The sequence below is a fragment of the Microcoleus sp. Pol11C3 genome, assembly GCF_036701485.1.
Lineage (GTDB): Bacteria > Cyanobacteriota > Cyanobacteriia > Cyanobacteriales > Microcoleaceae > Microcoleus.
Map to the genome: position 1 here is coordinate 1 of NZ_JAUBQW010000051.1, position 16,987 is coordinate 16,987.

The 16,987-nt window shown below is 46.7% G+C and carries 16 protein-coding genes; 9 read left to right on the top strand and 7 right to left on the bottom strand.

Annotation, left to right across the window (positions count from 1 at the left end; translation table 11 throughout):
• Positions 1–110: 110 nt before the first annotated feature.
• Together QUA40_RS13745 and QUA40_RS13750 are read right to left on the bottom strand one after the other, a co-directional pair.
• Positions 111–644, bottom strand: coding sequence for a hypothetical protein (locus QUA40_RS13745; protein WP_333126534.1), 534 nt, complete (start codon positions 642–644; stop codon positions 111–113).
• A gap of 33 nt (positions 645–677) precedes the next feature.
• The gene (locus tag QUA40_RS13750) at positions 678–1,181 is read right to left on the bottom strand and encodes a hypothetical protein (RefSeq protein WP_333126537.1); all 504 of its coding nucleotides are present in this window, start codon (positions 1,179–1,181) and stop codon (positions 678–680) included.
• A 345-nt stretch (positions 1,182–1,526) separates the two neighbouring features.
• Between QUA40_RS13750 and QUA40_RS13755 the strand changes: the two genes are divergently transcribed.
• From QUA40_RS13755 to QUA40_RS13780, 6 genes are all read left to right on the top strand, one after another.
• On the top strand, positions 1,527–1,712 hold the full coding sequence (locus QUA40_RS13755; RefSeq protein ID WP_333126540.1) for a hypothetical protein: 186 nt from the start codon (positions 1,527–1,529) through the stop codon (positions 1,710–1,712).
• 76 nt (positions 1,713–1,788) lie between these two features.
• Complete coding sequence (locus tag QUA40_RS13760; protein ID WP_333037951.1) at positions 1,789–2,088, top strand: type II toxin-antitoxin system HigB family toxin; 300 nt, start codon at positions 1,789–1,791, stop codon at positions 2,086–2,088.
• Positions 2,072–2,476: a transcriptional regulator gene (locus QUA40_RS13765; RefSeq protein WP_333126543.1), complete on the top strand. Its 405-nt coding sequence runs from the start codon at positions 2,072–2,074 to the stop codon at positions 2,474–2,476. The genes QUA40_RS13760 and QUA40_RS13765 overlap by 17 nt, the downstream gene beginning before the upstream one ends.
• A gap of 58 nt (positions 2,477–2,534) precedes the next feature.
• On the top strand, positions 2,535–3,434 hold the full coding sequence (gene trpC / locus QUA40_RS13770; RefSeq protein WP_333126613.1) for an indole-3-glycerol phosphate synthase TrpC: 900 nt from the start codon (positions 2,535–2,537) through the stop codon (positions 3,432–3,434).
• Between the two features lie 351 nt (positions 3,435–3,785).
• Complete coding sequence (locus QUA40_RS13775; protein ID WP_006632049.1) at positions 3,786–4,031, top strand: DUF5340 domain-containing protein; 246 nt, start codon at positions 3,786–3,788, stop codon at positions 4,029–4,031.
• A 78-nt stretch (positions 4,032–4,109) separates the two neighbouring features.
• Entirely contained in the window at positions 4,110–5,267 is a 1,158-nt protein-coding gene (locus QUA40_RS13780; protein WP_333126546.1) for an alanine--glyoxylate aminotransferase family protein, read from the top strand.
• 55 nt (positions 5,268–5,322) lie between these two features.
• Here the strand turns inward: QUA40_RS13780 and QUA40_RS13785 are convergent, their stop codons facing one another.
• From QUA40_RS13785 to nblR, 3 genes are all read right to left on the bottom strand, one after another.
• Entirely contained in the window at positions 5,323–5,538 is a 216-nt protein-coding gene (locus QUA40_RS13785; RefSeq protein WP_333126549.1) for a DUF2949 domain-containing protein, read from the bottom strand.
• An 821-nt stretch (positions 5,539–6,359) separates the two neighbouring features.
• Positions 6,360–6,875: a DUF192 domain-containing protein gene (locus tag QUA40_RS13790; RefSeq protein WP_333126552.1), complete on the bottom strand. Its 516-nt coding sequence runs from the start codon at positions 6,873–6,875 to the stop codon at positions 6,360–6,362.
• A gap of 103 nt (positions 6,876–6,978) precedes the next feature.
• Entirely contained in the window at positions 6,979–7,674 is a 696-nt protein-coding gene (gene nblR, locus QUA40_RS13795) for a response regulator transcription factor NblR (RefSeq protein WP_333126555.1), read from the bottom strand.
• 244 nt (positions 7,675–7,918) lie between these two features.
• Between nblR and rbsK the strand changes: the two genes are divergently transcribed.
• Positions 7,919–8,845, top strand: a complete 927-nt coding sequence (gene rbsK, locus QUA40_RS13800) for a ribokinase (RefSeq protein WP_333126558.1) — start codon at positions 7,919–7,921, stop codon at positions 8,843–8,845.
• Between the two features lie 184 nt (positions 8,846–9,029).
• Here the strand turns inward: rbsK and QUA40_RS13805 are convergent, their stop codons facing one another.
• Positions 9,030–10,304, bottom strand: coding sequence for a ribulose bisphosphate carboxylase small subunit (locus QUA40_RS13805; protein ID WP_333126561.1), 1,275 nt, complete (start codon positions 10,302–10,304; stop codon positions 9,030–9,032).
• Positions 10,305–10,432: 128 nt separating this feature from the next.
• On the opposite strand from QUA40_RS13805, the gene QUA40_RS13810 reads away from it, so the two are divergent.
• Together QUA40_RS13810 and QUA40_RS13815 are read left to right on the top strand one after the other, a co-directional pair.
• The gene (locus tag QUA40_RS13810; RefSeq protein WP_333126564.1) at positions 10,433–11,704 is read left to right on the top strand and encodes an aspartate aminotransferase family protein; all 1,272 of its coding nucleotides are present in this window, start codon (positions 10,433–10,435) and stop codon (positions 11,702–11,704) included.
• Between the two features lie 696 nt (positions 11,705–12,400).
• Positions 12,401–16,030 carry a CHAT domain-containing tetratricopeptide repeat protein gene (locus QUA40_RS13815; RefSeq protein WP_333126566.1) on the top strand — a complete coding sequence of 1,210 codons (3,630 nt, stop codon included), beginning with the start codon at positions 12,401–12,403 and terminating at the stop codon, positions 16,028–16,030.
• A gap of 148 nt (positions 16,031–16,178) precedes the next feature.
• Here the strand turns inward: QUA40_RS13815 and QUA40_RS13820 are convergent, their stop codons facing one another.
• A complete protein-coding gene (locus QUA40_RS13820; protein ID WP_333126617.1) occupies positions 16,179–16,613 on the bottom strand; it encodes a CAAD domain-containing protein in 435 nt (144 codons plus the stop codon).
• Between the last annotated feature and the right edge of the window lie 374 nt (positions 16,614–16,987).

Here is a 16,987-nt window from a genome sequence, read left to right on the forward strand (position 1 = left end):
TCTATCCTTTCTCTGCGCTGTGCTTATCTCAATGGTCAACTTTCCGCTTGATGTATTTGCAAAAGTGAGATGCACCCTGCTTAGCATTCTCAGGTCGTGGATTTAAAAGACTACTGGGGTTTAGCTGCTTCAACTATAGCGTGAACCATCTTAATTGCCTCTGTGATAGGTATTTGACCACTTTCGACAGCCCTCATTAAATCCTGAGCATCTTGAGGGCTAATTAGATTAAGCTCAATTGGTTCTTTCAAGCAAACGATAAATTTTGTCTTGTCACTGTCTTCAAGCTTAGATGCGCTTTCTTTTGCTTCAACCTCGCTTAGCTGTTTTTTTAACTGTTTGAGAATTTCTGCTTGTTTCCCTTCCTTGGAAGTGCCATCAAAGAAGATCCTTTTTGCTCCAACGAGAGCTGCTGCACCTAATGCTGCACCGCCAACAACCAATCCTACTGGGGGTGCAACCGCTATTAGCCCAAAAAATATGGCTTGACCCCCGAAAGCCGCAACAGCCGCGCCAGCAGCACCAGCACCTACCACACCAACCCCAACATCAGCTAAAATTGCTAGCTTATCATGAGGATTTTTTTCCAGTTGCTCGATCGCTTTAAGGATTTGCTCCTTAGTTACGGTTTTATTTCCTGACATATTAAGCCTCTTGATTTTTTCAGCTTTTGTTTTTTAAGCAGTGATAACGTTGCGAAAAGCTTCATTGAAAACATCAATCAGTAGTTGAAAAAACAATTGGGCGATTTGAATAAACTCTTGTGTTACTCCAACTATGCCATCTACTTGACGGTAGCCTTGATCTAGTCTATGTCCAGCGATCGCACCAACAGTTATACCTAGCACTGCTGCCAATGGCGCTAACACCGGGCCTATAATTGGTACTGAACTTGCCAATAGCCCCACAGCCGCTCCTAGAGCAATGCCCGTAGCTAAATGAGGATGTGCCTTGACAAACTCGATAATTTTGATCAGAACAATTTTCCCTACTGCCAAAACTTTGTTACCAGCTTTTTTTGTGTAGCTAGCTAACTCGTGCAATCTGATAGTGACTTCGTGGGGCAAGCCGCTATCATTTAACCAGACATACAACTCGCTACTACTCATTGAATCGGCATCTACTTGCCAGAGAGCCATTTTTAAGTTTGCTTGGGGGAGGGATAATGGTTGTGCAGTCATTTTTTTCCTATGGGAAAGCTATAATAGTGCTTCTTAAATATGATTATAAATATAAAAGCTAAGTCTTGTCCAGTCGAATAAAGTCCGCTCAAGTATACACTGGTACATTATTAGCCAATTCACCACAGCAGAAAAAGCCGGACAAATTCCGTCAGGCCGGAAAAAGCAAGAAAAAGTCGCATATAATTGGTAAAGCTATGAAGACGCCTAAACTAATGGACGTTCAACAAGTCTTAATGCTGACAGATAACCTAGTTTTTGTCTATCCGGAAAAACACTTAGAGAATTTGGAATAGGTGATACGGTCGGGAACTTTGCAAGGTCAGAAATACTCAAAAATAGCAGATGAAGCTCACTGTAGTGAAGGTCACATTGTGGAAAGTTATGCAATCCTTGGAACGGCGTTCATTAATTGAAAAAATCCTGCAGGGCGATCGCACATTTTTCACTCTTGCACCGATACTAAAAGAGTATGTCAAAAGTAACTATTCCCGCCCAAACATAGAAAAAGAAGCCCGATCGCTCTTTTAGTAAAATTGGGGTTTTAGCCGTTCGCACTTAAATTTGATAGAATTAGGTATCTGCCAAACATCTGAACGATCGCTCAATGCACGTTATCAGCCGCAAAAAATTAAGAGACTACTGCCAAAATCATGCTGATTCCTGCGAAGCCCTCGATGATTGGTACAAGATTGCTAGTCAAGCCAACTGGACTAAACTTATTGAAGTTCAAACTATTTATCCTCAAGCTGAAGCCGTTGGAAATTTTACAATTTTCAATATCAAAGGAAATAAATATCGCTTAATCGTAAGTCTTAACTATCAAAAGCAGATTGTTTATATCAAGTACATTTTGACTCATGCAGAATATGACAAAGACAACTGGAAAAATGACCCTTACTTTTGACTCCGACAGGTACAGCAGCCTGCTATCTCAATATCAACCTCGAATCATCAAAAATGAAGATGAAAACGAGAGTTTTTTACAAATAGTTGAAAACTTGCTCTCTCGGAACAATCTAACTGCCGAAGAAGATACTCTGTTAGAACTTTTAGTCAAACTAATTGAGTATTATGAAGAAACTCACTATCAACTGAATGCTTCAACTCCCCACTCAAGACTTCTGCATTTGATGGATGCTAGAAGTTTAGAAGTAGCAGATTTAGTAGAAATTATTGGCACAGTTGAGACGGTAACTGAACTGGTTAACGGTCAGCTAGAAATTAGCAAAAAACAAGCTGAGGCTTTGGGAAAATTTTTTCATGTAAATCCGGGTTTGTTTCTGTTTGATTAATCGTAAACCATTATATAATACGTTGAAACTTGTTACGATCGCCCTTTATCCCCCTATCATGCTTCAAATCCGCCGCCGTCCCCCTAGCACCTCAGTCTCCGTACTCTACCTCAGCTACAAAATCGCCGTACCCGACGCCGAACCCCAGCACATCCTCGAAGAAATCGTCTGGCAAAAAGAAGTTGAAGTAGCCCAAAAGCGCGATCGCACGCCCTTAGCCGATCTTCACAAAAAACTCCCGTTTGCACCGCCCATCCGCGACTTCCTCAGCGCCCTCAAAAACGGTAAAACCACACCAGCAATCATCGCCGAAGTTAAAAAAGCTTCCCCCAGCAAAGGCGTAATTCGCGAAGATTTCGACCCGGTGGCGATCGCCCTAGCTTACCAACAAAACGGCGCTAGCTGCATCTCCGTACTCACCGATGAAAAGTTCTTTCAAGGCAGCTTCGACAACCTCGCTAAAATCCGTGCCGCCGTCGATTTACCCTTACTTTGCAAAGAGTTTATTATCTATCCCTACCAAATCTATCTCGCGCGGATTCACGGCGCGGATGCTGTATTGTTAATCGCAGCTATTCTATCTGACAAAGACTTACAATACTTTGTAAAAATTGTCAAGACTTTAGGCATGACAGCTTTAATAGAAGTTCACACTCTCGAAGAACTCGATCGAGTATTAACCCTAGAAGGCGTTAACCTGATCGGCATCAATAACCGCAACCTAGAAGACTTTTCCGTCAGCCTAGAAACTACCGGTCAACTATTAGCCGATCGACAAACCGAAATCCAAGCAAAAGGCATCCTCGTCGTCAGCGAGTCAGGAATCCACACTCCCGACGACCTAACTCAAGTTGCCACCGCCGGCGCCGAAGCCGTTCTCATCGGCGAATCTCTGGTCAAACAGCCGGACCCAGGCGCCGCTTTAGCCTCCCTTGTCCAAGCCCATCCGGGTCTGTGAAAGGCGAGACCGCTTGACAAACCACCCCTAATTCTGATAAAAAGTGATTGAGTAGGTAAATAATGAGAATTTCTAGCCTGCATCGACTCAAGCGCTACTGTAAAAAAGAAATAGCACTCAAAGCTATATTGCATAGAAATATTTTGCCAGAAAGCAATTAAATCTATTCTGTAAGCCTGTCGATCGCAAAATTTAGCGTGTCCAACGCACCCAGCCCCGAATATTCGATCGGCAAAGCAGGGGTTGTTGTACGGTTAGAAAACAAAGAAAAAAATCGGGCATCTAATGTTCACTTGTGATGCCTCATGCAATTGCAATGGGGTGTCGGTTCGCTGAGGTATATTAGCTTTCATGGAGCCAATCCCCCTTCCTTCGTACATTCATTATGAATTGCTACTTCAATTGTTAGAACGCAAAACGATGTTTGCTGTCAGTCCACAATCGCCGCAGCAGCAACAAGTTCACCAACTTATTATTACACTGCGTAAAGCCCTTGCCATTCAAAAGCAATTAGAACAAAGCTGCGAGCGATCAAACTTAGCGGTAGAACATCGCTGGTCTCTAAATGAAATTAACCAGAAGGGAGTTAAAAGTTAAAAAACTTAGAGTAGCGACGTGACGTATCGTATTTGATTTATTCTATATAACTCCCACAGAAAAACTTAGGACAATATCATGGACAACAAATTAATGCTGATGATTCCCGGCCCGACGCCGGTACCTGAAGCGGCATTGTTAGCGATGGCAAAACACCCGATGGGCCACCGCAGCAAAGAATTTGACGCGATTTTTGCAGAATGTACGGAAAACCTCAAATGGCTGCACCAAACAAAAAGTGACGTGCTGAGTTTAACTGTTTCTGGTACCGGCGCGATGGAAGCTGGGATAATTAATTTCTTGAGTGCGGGCGATCGAGTTTTAGTCGGCACCAACGGCAAATTTGGTGAACGTTGGGCTGAAGTCGCCGAAGCTTACGGTTTAAACGCCGAAATTATTAAAGCTGAGTGGGGCCAACCTTTAGACCCCGAACACTTCCGCGAAAAACTCGAAGCCGATACAGAGAAGCAAATCAAAGCTGTCATCATCACCCACTCGGAAACCTCCACCGGCGTCCTCAACGACCTCGAAACCATCAACCGCCACGTTAAAGCCCACGGTGAAGCTTTAATTATGGTCGATGCTGTCACTAGCTTAGGCGCTGTCAATATTCCGATGGACGCTTGGGGCATCGATGTCATTGCTTCGGGTTCTCAGAAAGCTTACATGATTCCTCCAGGTTTGGGTTTTGTGGCCGTCAGCCCCAAAGCTTGGGAAGCTTACAAAACTGCGAAACTGCCCCGCTATTATTTGGATTTGGGCAAATATAGCAAAGACGCTGCCAAAAATACCACTCCTTTTACTCCCCCTGTCAATATGTTTTTTGCCCTGCAAGCATCGCTGCAGATGATGAAAACAGAAGGGTTGGAAAATGTTTTCGCGCGGCACAAACGCTTAATGACAACTACTCGCGCTGCTGTAAAAGCTTTAGGTTTGCCCTTGTTTGCGGCTGATGATGCCGCCAGCCCTGCGATTACTTCGGTTATGCCGCCAGCATCCGTAGATGCTCAAAAAGTGCGGACTTTGATGAGAAAGAGATTTGACATTGCTCTCGCCGACGGACAAGACCATTTGAAAGGTAAAATCTTCCGAATCGGTCATTTGGGCTTTGTGTGCGATCGTGATATTCTAGCAGCAATTTCCTCTTTAGAAGTCGTGTTGCGAGAATTGGGTCATGAAGGCTACACTCCTGGTGCCGGCGTTGCCGCTGCTGCCAAATTCTTGGCTGAATCCTAATCTCAGTTGTTAAAGGATTTTGGATTTTTGATACTCTCTAAAATCTAAAATCCTTTTAATATGCTTCGGATAACCAATCAAAGATTTTATCCAACTGATCGAGAGTGACTAAACCGTATTGCCACAGAACCATCGGCAAGGAATTTGGGTCTTTATCACGCTGCCGCTGTTTGTCACCGCCACGACGTTCGGCGACAGCAATTGACGCGGGAGAAATTGCCAAATCTTCTTGTAAAAATCGAATTAATCGAGTGTATGTAGCGGATGCCATCTGATTTAACCTCTAAGTATAGGACACCATTTTCTGATGTGAACCTGATGTTTTTGATGAGTAATAAGCCAGTTTTAAATTTGTCTTGTTACCGTCGATAGCTTTTAAAACGCTATTAGCGGTTGAACTGCCAAACGTAATGCTGAGTGCGAGCGCACAAGCTAACCTTTCCCAAAAAGTGAAAGGCTTGGCAATTTTGCTGATGTCGGCCCGATCAACTTGCAATCGCGATCGAACCTAAACTGAATACCTCGGCATCTTTGCAGCGCGAATCAGAATAAATTCTGCTACCTAAAACTACTAAACCAAGTTCAGAGTTTAACTTCATCTGCCGAAATGCAGAATCCGCAAATCTACTTCGGCAAAATTAGTTAGATATTTCGATCAAACCCGAAACTGCTACCAGAAGTTAAGTTTGCCAGTTACCGCCAATTAACTTGGCTCGTAGCATATTACTTTAGATAGATTTAGTAGATTTAGCTCGATCGCCAGAACTTCCAGAGAATTTCTTTTCGTGTTGCTACACCTTGAGGCTGAGTATCGTCTCTCAGGATTGGTAACGAGTCGCTGACTCGTCTCATACCTGCGACCAACTATCTACAGCTTCCGGAAACAAGCTCAAGTCCTGACTGACTGAGATCGACATCGTAGCAAATCTTTCGGTATTTGTACTGAATCTTACATTAATATCTTAACAAATTTAATCAATTTTTGTAAAGTTTCTAAATTTTCTCCGGTATTCCGAAGGCAGGGGGCTCTCTGGGCGATGGGAACCGGGGGATTTTTTCTGTCTGCAGGTTTTACTGAAAGAGTCCGAAGTTTTACTGGAAAAACTCGATTTCAATACGATCGCCCACTTTGACACCGAGTTCAGCAGCTCGCCCGCCCCGGAGTTCAATCACTCGATCGACAGCAGTATCGGGCCCGTAGGTAGGACAAGGAGTGGCAGTACAAGGAGGTGCAGAAACTTCGATCGCCTCAACCACCCCATCTCGCAGAAAAATCATATCCAGAGAAATCTTGCAATTTTTCATCCAAAAATTGACCCCCCGCGCCGGTTTAAACTCAAACAGCATTCCTCTGTCATCCGGCAAAGAAGTTCTGTACATTAAACCCATAGCCTGCTGTTCCACTGTTTTCGCCACTTCGAGTTCGATTGGGCGATCGGCTATCCGAGCTCTAGCAGAAACAGGCAGCACTTGACCCGATGTTGTCGCCGTCGGAGACTGAGCCGCCAAAATACCAGTAGCACCAGCATTCGCGACAGGTAAAGTCGGCGAACATCCCAGCAAAAATATACTTACTCCAATACCGAGCAAATTAGTTAAATAATTCATATTGATTTTAGATTTGAGATTGTTGACTGTTGACTGTTGACTGTTAACTGTTGACTGCGTTGAGTGATGACAACTGACAACTGACAACAGTCAACTGACTGCTTCAAGCTTCCCGCATCACATAGCCAACACCACGCACCGTCTGAATCAAGCGCTTTTCGCCCTCATCTTCAATCTTGAGGCGCAGATAGCGGATGTAAACCTCTATCACATTCGACTCGCCCAGAAAGTCGTAACCCCAAACATTTTCCAGAATTTGTTCCCGAGTCAAAACCTCGCGGGGATGTTCCATCAAATACTTTAGCAGCTCAAATTCCTTCATCGTCAGGTCGATCGCCCGTCCGTTCCGCAGGGCCCGCCTAGAGGCCAAATCCAAAACTAAATCGCCAAACCTCAATTGTTCGTTGCTGGTGTTATCCGGCTGCAAATACAAGCGCACCAACTGCAAAAACTCGTCAGTGCGGTAAGGTTTGAGAAAATAATCATCCGCCCCTGCTTCCAGACAAGCTACGCGATCGTCAACTGTATCACGACCGACCAATAACAGCACCGGCACCCGATTGCCACTACTTCTGAGGTAAGAACACAGTGATAGCCCCGATTCAGCGCCAAGTATGCGATCGATTACAATCAAAGCTGGCTGCAATTCACGGGCTAAATTTTGGCCAGTGGCGGTATTAGAAGCCACTACCGGTTCGTAGCCGGAGGATTTTAAGTCGAGACTCAAGTGTCCGGCGAGAACTTCGTCTGTTTCAACTAGCAGGACACAGGGATTGCGATCGAGAGTAATTGCAGCCATTGAATTGACCGGTGAAGACCATAACTGTTCTAGCACGTCTTAAGGAAGAGAGGGAGAGTGGGAGAGAGGGAGAGGGGGAGAGGGGGAGAATGAGAGAATTACCAATTACCAATTAAGCTATTTGGCATTTTAAATTGAAGCTCGATCGCCCCGGGTTCTCCTGCCTGCGCCACAAGACTTTAAGTAAACAGTAGTTTACAAATTAAATGCGCTACAGCTTACCAATTACCAAATTGAATAATTTATGAGCATCATCGTATTTGGCAGTATCAACATCGACCTAGCAGCAAAAACTCCCCGGTTGCCGCAACCAGGGGAAACTATCATCGGTAGCAATTTTTTCACAGCAGGCGGTGGCAAAGGAGCAAATCAAGCCGTCGCCGCCGCCCGTCTCGGCACTTCCACCCACATCATCGGCCGCGTCGGTAACGATAGATTTGCTGAAGAATTATTGACAAATTTACAATCTTATGGTCTAAGTACAGACAATGTATTAATAGATCAAAACACTCATTCAGGTGTGGCAATTATCGCCGTAGACGAGACAGGTCAAAATAATATAATTGTGATTCCGGGCGCGAATAACAATGTCGGTGAAGCAGATATAGAACGTCTCAAAAAAATGTTACCGTCAGCTACATCTTTGCTGTTACAGTTAGAAATTCCCCTGGAAGTTGTCCAAAAAGCTGCGAAAGCTGGTCGTCAAGCGGGGGTGCGAGTTATTCTCGATCCAGCACCGGCTAGGGCGGATTTGCCGAGCGAACTTTATCCGCTAATTGACATTATCACGCCGAATGAAGTGGAAGCGGGCCAGTTAGTCGGTTTTCGGGTGAATGACACGGAAAAAGCGATTTTAGCTGCCAAACACTTGCAGGAGCGCGGTGTCAAGAATGTTATTGTCAAATTGGGCGATCGCGGGGCTGTTGCTGTTACTGCGGATGAGAGCTTTTTTGTACCGGCTTTTGCTGTGGAGGCGATCGACACTGTGGCTGCTGGCGATGCTTTTAACGGCGGGTTGGCCTCGGCATTAGATGCCGGTCTGTCTTTGTCGGAGGCGGTGCGGTGGGGCGCAGCAGCGGGCGCTCTGTGCACAACGAAAGTGGGTGCTCAAGTGGCTATGTGCGAGCGGGCAACTTTTGATGATTTTTTGCATAATAGAGTGATTGGATAAATCTTTGATTGATAGGTTAACCGCAGATTTCAAGCAGATAAACACAGATGAACGCAGATAATTTCAAGAGATGAAAGTGAACGACCATAATAGGTCTATTTTCTGTAAAAAAAATCCAAATCTTGTGGGGTGGGCTTCTAGCCCGCCCCAAATATGCAAGAATTTAAATCTGTTACAGCTTCCCCTACTGCGGCCGCTGAATAATTGTTTCAACTACCCGCCGCTTGACTTTTGGATCGATACCAATCAGCCGCACGTATTCGCCGCCGTGTTCCGCCAAACAAGTTTCTAAAGATGCAACCACATCTTTTTCCTGTGCATTGTTAATCGTCGCGCAACTTTGCCAAGAACCAGTTTTAAATCGGCGATTATCTGCATATTCCATGCCAATTTTGCAGCCTCTTGCTAATAACTGTTTTACTTGTTCCAATACCTCAGAACTCAGCCGCACCGCATGACCGTTACCACCTTCAGAACTTGGCTCGACGTAAGCCTTATAATATTTGGATGACGGGTCGTTTAATTGACTTTGCGTGGGTTCACCAGCAGGAACATTGGCGCTTCCTGGAACGTTGAACAGCCGCGATTGGTTGTATTCATCTACTAAGCGCATTTCCTGAATCCGCTTTTGTTGACCCACCATCAAACTGCCCATTTCTAATAAATGAGCGAGGCTGAAATTCGGGTTCTGGAAATCCGGCGCTGCTTCCAAAGTGTTTACCAAACGCTTAGAAACTCGCTCTATTCCTATTTTATGAATGAATTCACGGATTTGTTCGTCGTAAATGCGCGATCGCAAAGCGCTAAAAAAGTCGATTGACTGATCGATAAAATTATCAACTAACCCCACAATCTCGCTTTTTGACAATTTGTCCGACTCAAAAATTCCGCCGACAATCCCAATTTTATCATCGCGACTGGGTTCCCAATAAAACTTTTCCATCCGCCCGTCGCGAATCAGCGGCGCGTACAGCGTAGAAAAGTCATTTCCGGTGACAATAATTGGCACTCGGTGCAGCGGCGTGCTGTCATAACTTCCCGGTAACTGCACATTAGTTGGATTGTCAGCAATATTCATCAGAGTCGCATTGACCATCTGAGTATTGACAGTATATTGAGTAGTAGTATCGAACCTGCCAGCACCGGCATCCAAATCGTTAATAAAGATGGCGCACATCTCGCCGCGCACCCGAATTTGCTCCGCCGCTTCCCGGTAGCGCAAGCGAATTAAACGCGCCGGATCTCCGGCATCCGGGCTTTCTAATTCCCCACCAGATATCATCACCGGTTCAAAGCCCATCCGCCGAAAAACCAGTTCGGTTTGAAAAGTTTTGCCTTCTCCTTTGCGGCCGTGAATTCCCAAAATTAGGGGAACTCTTACCCCGGGCAAATTTAAAAAGTTCTTAGTGACGTGCACCGCAACTTTATCGAGAAAGTTAGGAGAAATGTAATAACTCATCAGTAGATTTGTGAGGGATTAATTGATGTTACTGTTATGATTTTATGACAAAACTAACAGCCTGCACCGCTAACCTGGATTTTTACCGTACAATCTAGGTCTACATATTATGTGTTAAGGAGCGATTCGTGAGTCCAGAAACCTTATTAAAAGAACCAACCGTGCAAGCCGAAGCCAGTCCCTTCAGTTCTGAGAGCTTCGACAGCTATGTAATGACGACTTACGGGCGTTTTGCGCTCGCCCTAGAACGGGGCCTCGGCTGCCGCGTTTGGGATACCGAGGGCCGCGAATATCTCGATTTTGTGGCGGGTATTGCTACCTGCACTCTCGGACACGCCCACCCGGCAATGATTGCAGCGGTAACTCAGCAAATTCAGACCCTGCACCACGTTTCTAATCTTTATTACATCCCCGTACAGGGCGAGCTGGCAAAGTGGCTTGTAGACCATTCTTGCGCGGACAGAGCCTTCTTTTGCAACTCCGGCGCGGAAGCTAATGAAGCGGCAATTAAACTCGCTCGCAAGTACGCCCACGAAAAATTAAATATCTCGAATCCGACAATCATTACCGCCGTTGCGAGTTTCCACGGGCGGACTTTGGCGACAATTACGGCAACGGGACAGCCTAAATACCAGAAGGGTTTTAGCCCTTTGGTTCCGGGATTTCACTACGTGCCCTACAACGATATTAGTGCGATCGAAAGTGCGATCGAGCAACTCGACAAAGACGAACGCCAAGTAGCAGCAATTATGCTGGAAGCGCTGCAAGGCGAAGGCGGAGTTCGCCCCGGAGATATCGCCTACTTCCAGCGCATTCGGGAAATTTGCGACGAAAAAGGCATTTTGCTAATTCTCGACGAAGTGCAAGTCGGGATGGGACGCAGCGGCAAATACTGGGGCTACGAAAACCTCGGTATTGAACCGGATATCTTTACGTCTGCCAAAGGATTGGGCGGCGGTATCCCGATCGGCGCTATGCTGTGCAAATCTTTCTGCGATGTATTTGAACCGGGAAGTCACGCCAGCACATTCGGCGGCAATCCTTTTGCTTGCGCTGTCGCTTTGTGCGTTTGCCAAACTTTAGAAGGGGAAAACCTTCTGGAAAACGTGCAGCAGCGCGGGGAACAGTTAAAAGCAGGGCTCAACAAGTTGGCGGCAGCATATCCCCATTTAATTGCCGAAGTGCGCGGCTGGGGTTTGATTGTCGGGATGGAATTGCAAGCTGACATCGAACTGACATCGGGCGATATCGTCAAATCTGCCATCGCCGCAGGAGTGCTCTTGGTTCCAGCAGGGCCGAAAGTGCTGAGGTTTGTCCCGCCGCTGATTGTCACCGCCGCTGAAGTCGATCGAGCTCTGCAGGCAGTGGAAGCAGCGCTGCGTTCTCAAGCGGTACAGTAAGTCTATTGAGTCGTAAGTAACCACACAAAATTAATTACATGAAGACTCCTTGCTAGGTAAGGGTTTCAGTAGAAATATTGTGTAATTAATTCGGAACTACTACTTATTTGTGTTAGCTGTAGCGCTGCAACTGGCGATTGCCCATTGGTGTCAACTTAACGTCAAACCCATTTATAGACTGATGTTTGACTATTAAGGCCAGATTTCCCCTAGCCCTTAATAAGGGGGGGACAGGAGTCTTCTCAAAGTCCTGCTTATTAAGGGGGATTTAGGGGGATCTAGACTTTGCCTAAAAGCGACATTTATCAGGGGTTTCAGGCTTAAGTTGACACCAATGGCGATTGCCATATCTAGACCCACTATTCCTCAGAAACGCGGTTTCTTTCCAGATTTCTCGTTATCACACCCAATAGTTTCCCAGAAACCGAGTTTCTTAGTCTAATATCTATCAGGGTAAAATTAAACCCGCCCCGCTGCAAGTCTGGCGGGGCGGGTTTGTTAAGTTTAAGACTTGTGCCGAAGCCTGTTTTTTTTAGGCAAATACGTTGTGGCGATGTGTATGGTGGAAAAATCAGGTTTGTTTAATCCCCTGGGCGACTCCTACCTCCGGTTAGAGATTGAAATTTAAACCAGGAAGTGATTTAATTGCTGCACAGAAGCAGCGATCCTATCGTTAATAGTTCGGCGGAATGCACGATGGACGAACAGCGTCGCAAAACTGATGTTAATATGCTCCAAGCGCTGCTGGAAAATCCTGGGGACTCAGGAATAGATTTGATTTTGAGGACGAACCCAAAGTCGATCGACTTTGGCTTCGTGCAAACGCTTTATTTGGAAGAAGTGGCACTGACGCGAGAAAGCTTGCTGAAAGCTGCAAAATTTTTCCAAAGGACGATCGCACCCTTAGAATCTGCAAAAGGAAATTATAAATTGCCCGCAACCGGGGCAGCATATCTGGCTTTTTTAGCAGAAGTATTGCAGGCAGTCGCGCGCGGCGCTGATTCGCAGCACCTGTACTCGCTGCTGAGAAACAATTTAGACAAACTCGACCAGAATTTCGCACAACTGCTGCGCCACTGGGCCACTTTGGTGTTTTCTGCTGCCAAAGAATCGGAGACTAGGCGCATTGCAGCGTTAATTGGCAATCTGAGCAACAAAATTGGGCGGTTTCCCCTCGGCAGTAAGGCTCATAACTTGGAAATCGAAATTGCCGGTTACGAAACAGTTGCTAAGGTGTTTACCCGCAAAGACTTTCCCCAAGAATGGGCGGTGATGCAAAACAATCTGGGCAACGCTTATAGCGATCGCCCCAAAGGTGATAAGGCTCAAAATATCGAACAGGCGATCGCTTGCTTTGAAAATGCTCTACAAGTACGCACGCCCGAACAGTACCCGGAACAGTGGGCGACGCTGCAAAACAATCTGGGGAACGCTTACAGCGAGCGTCTCAGGGGAGATCCGGCAGACAATCTAGAACAGGCGATCACCTGCTATCAAAACGCGCTGCGAGTTCGCAGCCGCGAGGCTTTCGGGCAAGAGTGGGCGAGCACTCAAAACAATCTCGGCCGTGCTTACAGCCGGCGGCTGCGGGGCAACCGAGCTGAAAATCTGGAACTGGCAGTCGCTTGCTACCACAATGCTTTGCAAGTCTACAACCGCAAGGTGTTTCCCCGGCGTTGGGCTACAACTCAAAATAATTTGGCAAATGCTTACGCCGAGTTGCTGCGGGGCAACAGAGCTGAAAATCTCGAATACGCGGTTACGTGCTATCAGAGAGCTTTGCAGGTGCGGACTCGGGAAGCTTTTCCGCAGCAGTGGGCGACGACTCAAAGGAATTTGGGCCGGGTGTTTGTCGATCGCATCAAAGGCGATCCGGTGGAAAATTTGGAAATGGCGCTCGCCTGCTATCAAAATGCTTTACAAGTCTACACCCGCATCAAGTTTCCCGAAGCTTGGGCTTCGATCCAAACTTACCTCGGTAGGATCTACAGTCGCCGATCCAAAGGGGAAAAAGCCGAAAATATGGAAATGGCGATCGCCTGCTATCAAAATGCTTTACTGTTTTGCAACCGCCAAAAATCTCCCGAACGCTGGGCCATGCTGTGTGCCTACCTCGGCCGCGCTTTCTGCGAACACCTGAAAGGGGAAAAAAACCGCAACCTCAAAAGCGCGATCGCCTGCTATCAAAATGCGGGCGAAGTCTACACCAGACAGGCATATCCGAACCGCTGGGCAATGCTGCAAATTTATCTCGGCAGGGCTTATTCGCAACTGACGGAGGCGGAAAACTTGTCTCACATGGAAAGCGCGATCGGCTGCTATCAAAACGCCACCCAAGTCTACACTCGCGAAATCTATCCCCACCGCTGGGCTGAAATTTTATTTTATTTGGGTCAAGCTTACCGAGTTCGAGGCGACTTGCTCCGCGCCTACGGGGTTTTTACTGCTGCAGTCGATACTGTTGAATTCTTGCGTTGCGAAGTTGGGGTTGATACAGCCGATTTTGGGGATCAGACGAGTACCGCAAAAGTCAAATTAACCCGCACCTGGGCTGGACTCTATAAATGCCTGGTGCAAGTTTGCCTGGAACTCGGCGCCAGCCAACCTGAATATTACGCTAAGGCTCTGGAATACGCCGAACGCCACAAAAATCGGAATTTGGTAGAACTGCTGGTTAAATGCCACTTGACTCCGAAAGCCGAAATTCCCGCAGCGGTGCGAAGCGAGTTGGAGTCGCTGCAACTGGAAATAGCGGGGGAACAGCGGCACCAAGAACAGGGAGAACCTGAGCCGAACACGACCTTGATTTCTGAGGGCGATAGCCAAGGTTTGAGCAGCGGTTCTCTACTGCCGAACTCGGACTTCATGCACTTAAATCACTTGTGGAAGCAGTTTGATAGGTTGATTGCGCGGGAGGTGCAGGCAAACGACCCTTTCTTCAGCCTAGCTCACAAAGTTGAACCGATCGCTTTCGAGCAAATTCGCCAATTGTTGCCGGATGACAATTGCGCTGCTGTGGTGTGGGCCAGTTTGGGGGAGTTGCTGGTTGCTTTTGTGGTGGTAAAGAGTACACAATATCCCACCGTTCACCTGTGTTCGCAGGAAAATGCTTTGGCTGCCGAAAGTTGGGGCCAGGAGTACCTCACCGCTTATTCTGAACAAAAAGGTCGCTGGATCAATCATCTCCCGACTCGCCTCAAACGCTTGGCTACGATGCTGGAAATCGATCGAGTGGTGGCGCTGATTCCGGAGAATTGCGATCGGCTGATTTTTGTGCCGCACCGATTTTTGCACGCTTTGCCACTCCACGCTTTGCCTTTGGCGGGGAGAGACGGGTTTGAGGACGATGGGGGAATTTTTAGGTCTGGGTGGAGCGATCGCAGCGGTTTTGATTTGGAAACCTACACCCTTTCGGATTTTTCTCAAAGTTCGTCTTTTGGCGACGTTGCAGCGCCTGCTGCTTATTTGATCGATCGATTTGCCGGAGGAATTCGTTATGCTCCTAGCTGTCAACTATTGCTGTTGAGACAAAGTGCACACGGAGCGGCTATTGGTCGGTACAGACCCGGTTTGCAGCAGCTTTTGGCAATTCCAACTTTCACCAGAGATGCCTTCTACAGCAACATTGAAATCGGTAATATTTCCCAGTATTTTGCCAGTACAGAAGTTGTGCGCCATAAGCCGGCAATTAAAGAGGCTTTTTCCCAACAAATGTCTGCTAATAATGGGAATTCGCCCCAGCAAAGAGGGCAGTTGCAGGAGAAAAAATGCGCTCATTTTGCTTGTTTGAGCTTGCTTAATTTGGCTTGGCCACTGAAATCTGCCGTGTTTTTGAGGAATGATTCTCTGAGTTTGGAGGAAATTTTTAATCTGGATTTTCGGCAATATTTTTTAGTTACTTTATCGGGTTGCGAAATTGGCGCTGGCGGAGTTAGCACTGCTGGAGGAGATTTTGTGGGTTTGTCGGCGGGTTTGTTGTATGCTGGCACGTCTAGTGTGGTTAGCAGTCTTTGGAAGGTGAACGATGTTTCTACGCTGCTGTTGACGAGCAAGTTTTATGAAAATCTGGGACGGTTTTCTCGGTTGCAGGTGGGAGATGTGGCGATCGCCCTGGGGGACGCTCAAAGGTGGCTGCGGGATTTGACTAGCGAGGAATTGGAGGTGTTGCTGGCGGATTTTCAACCTCAAATTTCCCAAATGTTCGATCGGCTTTCTCAAAGTTCTCGCCTGATTGCGGAGGCTTCTTTGCAGCAAATCCGCAACCGCAAACCCTATCCTTTTGCCAATCCTTATTATTGGGCGGCTTTTACTGCGGCTGGGGTTTAGTGATTAGTTATTAGTCATCAGTCATCAGTCAACAGTCATCAGTCAACAGTCAACAGTCAACAATCATTAGTCATTTAAAAACCCGACACTAACAACTTATATAAAATTGTCAGTGTCGGGTACAAATTCAACAAATTACAGCAAAACTTTAGGATTTTTTGCCGAAAATTTGTTCTTTCAAGGCTTGAATTTCTTGACCTAATTGTTGCCGGTTGGAAGAGCGCAGCAAATAGCGGTAGACAAACCACCCAGTGTATCCGATACCAATTAGCTCGAATGTGGGTGCTAGCAGGGGGATGTCGTTGAGTTCATCTACTATCCCCAAAAGCACTTTCAAAGAGATAATCGAGGCTACAATTACACCGATAACAGTCAGGGGACTTTTGTACTGCTCGTAAAAGCTGCCTATGTAAGCCGGAAACTCGGACAAAATTGAGAGAATTTGTTCTTTGATCTGCTGGGTCTGACTTGGCGGTTCTTCGGTAATTATGACTTTTGTTGTACCGATCGAACTGTCTGCTTCATTTCCGGCAGGAACTTCGGTGATGATAACGGTTGTTTCTGGTTCGTTTGATGAAGTCATTTCTCCACTCGCAATAGTTTTTTGCTGGTTGGCGGCAGGTATTTCAACTGCTGCTGCGGCTGTTTCAAGAGCCGGTATTTCGACTGCTGCAACCTCCCCGTCGGTTGGTTCAAGAGCCGACACTTCGCCTGTTTCTGAAGTCGGTATATCGACTGCTGTAACTTCCACTGCTGGTTCGACAGTCGGCGTTTCGACTGTTTCGAGCGCAAGTTTTTCGACTTCTGAAACCTCTGCTGCTGATGGTTCAACAACCGGGATTTCGACTGTTTCAAGAGTCGGTGTTTCGACTTTTGAAACCTCCACTGCTGGCTGCTCTACGGGAGTTTCGGCTGGAATTTGGGCTTTGGGTTGTTCTGGGGTAGGAGTTTCGGCCG

Bases quoted from the DNA above. Each gene is read 5' to 3' on its own strand.
- QUA40_RS13745 (WP_333126534.1), bottom strand. From the start codon at position 644: ATGTCAGGAAATAAAACCGTAACTAAGGAGCAAATCCTTAAAGCGATC.
- QUA40_RS13750 (WP_333126537.1), bottom strand. From the start codon at position 1,181: ATGACTGCACAACCATTATCCCTCCCCCAAGCAAACTTAAAAATGGCT.
- QUA40_RS13755 (WP_333126540.1), top strand. From the start codon at position 1,527: ATGAAGCTCACTGTAGTGAAGGTCACATTGTGGAAAGTTATGCAATCC.
- QUA40_RS13760 (WP_333037951.1), top strand. From the start codon at position 1,789: ATGCACGTTATCAGCCGCAAAAAATTAAGAGACTACTGCCAAAATCAT.
- QUA40_RS13765 (WP_333126543.1), top strand. From the start codon at position 2,072: ATGACCCTTACTTTTGACTCCGACAGGTACAGCAGCCTGCTATCTCAA.
- trpC (WP_333126613.1), top strand. From the start codon at position 2,535: ATGCTTCAAATCCGCCGCCGTCCCCCTAGCACCTCAGTCTCCGTACTC.
- QUA40_RS13775 (WP_006632049.1), top strand. From the start codon at position 3,786: ATGGAGCCAATCCCCCTTCCTTCGTACATTCATTATGAATTGCTACTT.
- QUA40_RS13780 (WP_333126546.1), top strand. From the start codon at position 4,110: ATGGACAACAAATTAATGCTGATGATTCCCGGCCCGACGCCGGTACCT.
- QUA40_RS13785 (WP_333126549.1), bottom strand. From the start codon at position 5,538: ATGGCATCCGCTACATACACTCGATTAATTCGATTTTTACAAGAAGAT.
- QUA40_RS13790 (WP_333126552.1), bottom strand. From the start codon at position 6,875: ATGAATTATTTAACTAATTTGCTCGGTATTGGAGTAAGTATATTTTTG.
- nblR (WP_333126555.1), bottom strand. From the start codon at position 7,674: ATGGCTGCAATTACTCTCGATCGCAATCCCTGTGTCCTGCTAGTTGAA.
- rbsK (WP_333126558.1), top strand. From the start codon at position 7,919: ATGAGCATCATCGTATTTGGCAGTATCAACATCGACCTAGCAGCAAAA.
- QUA40_RS13805 (WP_333126561.1), bottom strand. From the start codon at position 10,304: ATGAGTTATTACATTTCTCCTAACTTTCTCGATAAAGTTGCGGTGCAC.
- QUA40_RS13815 (WP_333126566.1), top strand. From the start codon at position 12,401: ATGGACGAACAGCGTCGCAAAACTGATGTTAATATGCTCCAAGCGCTG.
- QUA40_RS13820 (WP_333126617.1), bottom strand. From the start codon at position 16,613: ATGACTTCATCAAACGAACCAGAAACAACCGTTATCATCACCGAAGTT.